The following is a 5549-nucleotide window of genomic DNA, read 5'->3' as shown; positions in this document are numbered from 1 at the left end:
AAAATTAAATATAATGGAAAATGTTGATAAAATATGCCCTATTTGCAGAAAACATCCCATAACTCTACCAAACGGAGTATGCTCTGTCTGCTATAATAAAGTAAAAACACAAGCAGATTGGAATACTGCCGGATGGGGTAAAATAGAAAATCATGGACTTGATGCAATTATAGTGTTGGCAAAGTATATCTTAGAGACTGTTTTGAATTAATCAAAGAAAAATGTTACGGACATTATAAGTATATTCCAAATGCTTTCAAAACATGAAACACTTGGGTTATATTGCCGATGCAGACGGCATCCTTTTATGGTTTCCGAACCAAAACCGTACGTTCTCCGTCCCAAAACCGTACGGTTTTCGAACCAAAAACATACGGTTTTGGGACGGAGAACGTAAAAGGGAGACTGCTTGAAACAGATTTCTATACCTTTCGACAAAACATTGATTCATGGCTTGATAAACAAACTATCGAATTAAATTAAAACAGTTTCTAAAAGATAACGGGACAATCTGGGTTAGCGGAACCTATCACAATATCTTTTCTATTATTATGAAGTGATGAAGCAAATCAATGAAGACAAACAAATAACGGACGTTTGGCAACTGCCTGCCATTGCCCGATGGGAAAAAATCATGCGGAAAACATCCCACACAGGCTACATCGATACGATTAATAATCGTACCGGCATAGCAATTATATCTGATAGCGGAGCATTATAACAGAACCATTATGCTTAACATTCATTCCGCTTCAACGCTTCTTCGTAAATACTCCGTACCCGCTCCCTGAGATGCAAAGGACTTATCACTTCCAACGAACGGCTTCGGGAAAGAAGCTCCATGACAAAATCATTGGGGAACATAACGTTTCTTCCCTTCCAGTTTGTTGATAATGACCAGCAACCGCTGTAATCCTTCCATCGGCTTCCCATAGACTTTCCTCCTTTTGTTTGGGACAAAGATAAGGAGCCAGAACGACAAAACATGTCGTTCTGGCAAGAAAATGGTACCTCGCTTTTTCTTTTGTTTACTTTATCACCCCTACAAAACCTCCTCGTGGCAAACAATCTACAATAAGAGAATCACCAGCCGGCACATTCTCTTCAATACTGAAACTGCGGTTATCGGCACCGTCTTTGAACAATGCCATCGACTTACCATCCACCGACAACTTCTCCAAAGAAGCACGAAGCGTGCGCGGCTTGTCCGTACCATTAATGCCTGCTATATACCAAACGTCACCTTTGCGGCGTGCCATAACGACCTCTACACCCGGATATCCTGCCAACAACTTCGTATCGTCCCAAGCCGTAGGAAGAACAGACAAAAGCTGTTTAACTGCCTCCGGCAACTGAGCGTAAACAGAAGGACGGTCGGGCATGTGTTGTAAAGCCGACTCAAAAAGCACAGGCAAGGCAAGTTCATGACCGTATGAGGTAATGTGCGGATATTGCGAGTCAGAGAAAGTGCCCGGCGTATAATCCATCGGACCTATGACATTGCGGGTAAAAGGCAAGGTAGCGTTGTGTGCAGCAGCCCGGTCGGTCAGTATTGCATTATTGTTATACCATTCCGCACCGTAAACACCTTCTACAGACATCAAATGCGGATAAGTACGTTGCCATCCGCGAGGCACCGTAGCTCCGTGAAAATTCACCATCAATTGATAATCGGCAGCATCTTCCAATAAGTCGATGAAATAATTCATGGTAGACACGCTGTCTCCGTTAAAAAAGTCTATCTTCATACCCGATACGCCTAAATCACTCAACCATTGATATTCTTTCCGGCGGTCTTCCTTCTTGTTCAACCTGTATAGCGGACCGGGACCTAACCAAGCTGTACTCGAATTATACCACACCAAAGACTTGACTCCACACGCTGTTGCATACTTCACTGCATCTTCTAACTTTCCGCCATTGCCCATTTCGTCCCACTCCCAGTCTATCAGATTATAGGGCCACTTCATGCGGACAGCTAAGTCTATGTACTCTTTCAACAAACGGTAATCCTTGCTTCCATGGTTGTGTGCCCAATAAATCCATGAAACCAAGCCCGGCTTTATCCACTCCGTGTCCGCTACTTTGGATGGGTCTGCCACATCGGTCACCAACGTACTCTCCACGACATCGCCTAAGCTACCAATGATAAGCACCCGCCAAGGAGACTCCCAAGTGCCTTCACACAGCATCTTATCATCAGCCAAACGGACTTGATAGCAATCGCGGTTTTCGCCATTATACAATAAAGAACCGCAATGCCCCCGGCGGATATTCGCTTCGGTCAGCAATACGAACACGGAATCTTGCAACTCTGCCAATGCCGGATAACCCCACGTATCTACTTCTGGATGTCCGGTAAGTATTCCATCGGTAGATAAAGGGAAAAAGCCTTCGTAACCTATATCATACTTCTGCATCCACCTCTTAGCACCTTGAGGCAAAGCATAAGCGGTATGTTCACGAATAATACGTTCCTCGCCTGATTCTGTACGGATGCCATATTTAAAGACTACTCCATCGTTGTAGGCACGGAACGTAACATCCAATGCCTGCCCGGATTCATTTTCGAAAGTATAAACACGTTCGGAAGCTTCGTTCATACAATGGCTCCGCTTTCCGGTCAGCATTTGATAATCATCTACGATAGGCTTGGCTTCAGAAACCGATTTCAATTTCAAGTTTCCTGCTAACTTCTGCACTTCCGTCTCCATGCCCAAACGAGTTTGTGCAAGCACTTGTTTCCCTTTATAATCTACAGAAAAAACAGCTTCGCCATAAGCATTTTCAGGAATGCATTCTATCGTAACTCTCAAATCTCCATTGGGAGAAACCACTTCTTGCTTCTCCTCCTGACAAGCGCACAAAGCAACAATTGTCAGGAATAGTGCTATTCTATTAAATAAGGTAGTCATCATTCAATTATCATTTATTTGTTAAACTACAATTTTACTACTATCTTCTTGCCGGTATAGCTGATGTCATGCGATTCCGAAAACACCGCAGACACCTTTACTAAACGAATGCGACGATTCTCAATCATTCCTGGGAACTTGCCTTCCCGCTCTCCGATAGTCAGTTCACCCTTTTTGTCGTCCCAATTGAAACGGACTTTCGAAAACAAACCTTTCTCGTAATTATAATTCGTCCCTTCGTCTTCGTACAACGTATAAGAGTCGTCCGCCCCCACAAATACTTTGACAATCCAATCGGCAGCATAAGCCTCTTTCATGGTTTGAGGTCTGCCCTCTGCCAATGGCAAAATCGAACCTGCTTTTACATACACCGGAATATGATTCTTAGATACAGAAACGTCTTGCCAACCTTTATCCGCTATATACTTATCACTCCAAAAATCATACCATCCGCCTTCTGTGGCAGGGAAATACACATTCCAATTTCTCACACCTTCTTCTACGATAGGTGCTACCAATAAAGAAGGACCGAACATATATTGATACTTTTGCGAAACAGCTACAGAATCATCTGCGAAATCCATCACCAAAGGACGCATAAAAGTACCATTATTGAAACTGATATTCGCATTCTCCGAATAGATATAAGGAGCCAGCTGATAACGATCGGCAAGCGACTGGCGAGCAAGGGCAGTAACCTCTGAACCATAATTCCAAAATTCGGTATTTGTTCCATATCCATGCACACGCATCAAAGGCAAAAAGACGCTTGTCTGTATCCAGCGCATCATGCATTCCTGATAAGCAGCATCTGTGTATTGATTACCCGGACGGAAGAAACCACCCGCGTCATACGTCCACCAAGGCTGCCCGGAAATTGACATGCCCAATCCGGCAACAATCTGCCTGCGCAATGTATTCCAATCATATCCGACATCGCCTGACCAAGTAGCAGTAGCATAACGCTGCATTCCGGGAAAAGCGCTACGGGTAAGAATCATAGCTCGTTTGTTCGGGGTATCCCGGCGCAAACCTTCATAAACCGTTTGGCTCACCAATAAAGGATATGCATTTCGAAAGACCTCTCCGGGTATCTTTCCATTGGCAACTTTTCGTCCAAGCAAGTCATCATTCTCCGGTTCTGTCGCGTCCTGCCACCAAGCGTCTATTCCATGCACCAAGAGCCTGTTACTAAAATTCTCCCAATAAAAAGCTGCAGCTTTCGGATTGAAAAAATCCACCCATGAAGTTCCGGGAATGAAGTAGCCTTGCTCTTCCATTGCTTTCCCGACTTCAGAAGAAGGGTCTACTTTCGACCATACCGAAACCATCAATCTCGTATCTTGCTCGTGCAATTTATTCACCATTTCCGTAGGATTCGGATAATCCTTTTCATCAAACTTCATGGCATTCCATCCGTAACGCCCCCAATATTGCCAGTCTTGTACAATCACATCCATCGGCAAACTATCTTTACGAAACTGAGCAGCCGTTTCCAACAGCTCTTGCTGATTGTGGAATCGTTCGCGGCAATGAATATACCCTAAAGCCCAATCCGGGAATAAAGGAACACGCCCTGTCAATTGGCGATAAGAAGCGATTACCTCATCAGCCTTGCCACAAAACACGGTATAGTCTACACATTCCGCCACCGGAGAACGGAGTACGGTTTCATTATCCACTTCCTTTAAAAAGACTTTCGGCTTATCGTTCTTCTCCAATTCTGCAACGACGTGATAAGTTCCTGCCTCTAATTCCACAATCGCAGAAGTGGTAGGCGGCAACCAGGTGTTTTCCATGTCAAAGATAGTCTTATCCCCGATACGCAAGTGATATTTTCTTGCCATGGTTTGCCCCACATCCAGCAAAATCGAATAACGTCCCTTTGCAGGTATGGTCAGTTCCGAAGCGAAAATGTAATTCTCACGCAATTCTTTTTTACCTCCTTCGGTCGAAGTCACATCCACTTCCTTTGCTTCGCCTTCTTTCTGAAAAGGAGCCAGTTCAATCATCTCATCCGCAGGGTTAAAATCAGTCAATCCATAATTGTTCCATAACACTCCATATCCCCTATCAGACACAAACATGGGGATAGCAATCTGTGTATTTACCTGCGTAAGCCGACGCGACAATCCGCGCACGTTCAAGCAACCGTCCTGAAATTGCCCTAACCCGAAAAGATGTTCGTCTTCGGGTGAATAAAACTTTTGTGTGGCACAATACGTATCTATGCCTTGAACAGCAGACGGTGTAAGCAGACGGGCTTCTTCCTGTAAAATCACATTCCCAGCTGGAGACAAGAAAGTTATCAATCCAGTTTCCTTTTCCACTTGGGCTACAATGCCCGGCAATACAACGGAAACCGCATCTTTATCCTCCTCTATGGCAAACGTCTCCTCCTTTCCGCCATTCACGTAAATCCATTCAGGCATTTCCATTCCCACAGACTGCTTTACGAACTTCACTCTTAATGTATTGGGCGATAACGGATAAAGTTGTAATTCTCCATCTGTCATTTTCAATACGACCCGATTATCTTCTCGTTGAAAAGAACGTACCGTTTGCGATATTCCTTCCACAAAAAGACAAGACACAACAACAAACAAACTAACTAATTTTTTCATGGTTAACTTT

Annotated in this window: 2 protein-coding genes and 2 pseudogenes; 2 read left to right on the top strand and 2 right to left on the bottom strand. The window is 44.1% G+C overall.

What is annotated here, in order from left to right:
* Both M3090_RS14710 and M3090_RS14705 read left to right on the top strand, forming a co-directional pair.
* Positions 1 to 211, top strand: a pseudogene (locus tag M3090_RS14710) (hypothetical protein); the annotation flags it as partial.
* Between the two features lie 280 nt (positions 212 to 491).
* Positions 492 to 656, top strand: a pseudogene (locus tag M3090_RS14705) (site-specific DNA-methyltransferase); the annotation flags it as partial.
* Positions 657 to 1028: 372 nt separating this feature from the next.
* On the opposite strand, the gene M3090_RS14700 reads toward M3090_RS14705, so the two are convergent.
* Together M3090_RS14700 and M3090_RS14695 are read right to left on the bottom strand one after the other, a co-directional pair.
* Complete coding sequence (locus tag M3090_RS14700) at positions 1029 to 2915, bottom strand: glycoside hydrolase family 97 catalytic domain-containing protein (RefSeq protein WP_410553273.1); 1887 nt, start codon at positions 2913 to 2915, stop codon at positions 1029 to 1031.
* Positions 2916 to 2941: 26 nt separating this feature from the next.
* Entirely contained in the window at positions 2942 to 5539 is a 2598-nt protein-coding gene (locus M3090_RS14695) for a TIM-barrel domain-containing protein (RefSeq protein ID WP_249057575.1), read from the bottom strand.
* Positions 5540 to 5549: the final 10 nt, after the last annotated feature.

The sequence above is a fragment of the Bacteroides sp. ET71 genome (assembly GCF_023336905.1).
Classification (GTDB): Bacteria; Bacteroidota; Bacteroidia; order Bacteroidales; family Bacteroidaceae; genus Bacteroides.
Note: the sequence above shows the minus strand (reverse complement) of the source record. Positions and strands in the feature narration are given on the sequence as shown.